Annotated in this window: 1 protein-coding gene; it reads left to right on the top strand. The window is 66.3% G+C overall.

Going from position 1 to position 1,121, the window contains the following annotated elements:
- Positions 1–1,096 (top strand): IS256 family transposase (locus ACZ4RZ_RS50340; protein ID WP_467754387.1); only part of this gene is annotated, 1,096 nt, incomplete at its 5' end.
- Positions 1,097–1,121: the final 25 nt, after the last annotated feature.

Raw genomic sequence — 1,121 nt, 5'->3', positions numbered from 1 at the left:
CTCCGACCAGCGCACCACCTGGCGCAACGGCCACCGCGAGCGGCTGCTGACCACTCAGGCCGGCGACCTCGATCTGAAGATCCCGAAGGTGAGGACCGGGTCGTTCTTCCCCTCGCTGCTGGAGCGGCGCCGGCGGATCGACCGGGCGCTGTTCGCCGTGGTGATGGAGGCATACGTGCACGGGGTCTCGACCCGCTCGGTCGATGACCTGGTCAAAGCCCTGGGCGCCGACACCGGGATCTCCAAGTCCGAGGTGTCGCGGATCTGCGGCGAACTGGACGCTGAACTGACCGCGTTCAAGGAACGGCCGCTGGACCACACCGTCTTCCCCTACGTCTTCCTGGACGCCACCTACTGCAAGGCCCGGGTGAACCACCGGATCGTCTCGCAAGCCGTGGTCATCGCGACCGGGATCTCCGTCACCGGGCACCGCGAGATCCTCGGTCTGATGGTCGGCGACAGCGAGTCGAAGCCGTTCTGGACAAAGTTCCTGCGCAGTCTGCGGGCCCGCGGCCTGGACAACGTCCAGCTGGTGATCTCCGACAGCCATAGTGGTCTGGTGGCCGCGATCCGCACCGTCTTCCTCGGATCGGCCTGGCAAAGGTGCCGAGTTCACTTCGTGCGAGATGTCTTCGGCGTGATCGAGAAGGGGTCGGGAGAGATGGTGGCGGCGACGATCCGCACCATCTTTGCGCAGACCACCGGCGAGGACGTGCGCACCCAGCTGAACGTGGTGGCCGACATGCTCGGACGGCAGTTCCCCCAGGTCAAGCGCATGCTGCTGGACGCCGCGACGGACATCACCGCGTTCGCAGACTTCCCGTCGGCGCACTGGAAGAAGATCTGGTCCACCAACCCACTGGAGCGACTGAACCGAGAGATCAAACGCCGGGCCGACGTCGTCCAGGTCTTCCCCAACCCCGCCGCTTTGGACCGGCTCGCCGCCGCGGTCCTGGCCGAACTCCACGACGAATGGCAGGTCTTCGACCGCCGCTACCTCTCCGAAGCCTCCATGGCCGAACTCCTCACCGCCGAACCGGCCGAGGACGACCATCAGCTTCCTCCACAGCCGGAACCGAACCAGCTCGGCCAGTGACTACACCACTCGGCGGGACACCATC

Source organism: Streptomyces sp. NPDC027189, assembly GCF_055566975.1.
Note: the sequence above shows the minus strand (reverse complement) of the source record. Positions and strands in the feature narration are given on the sequence as shown.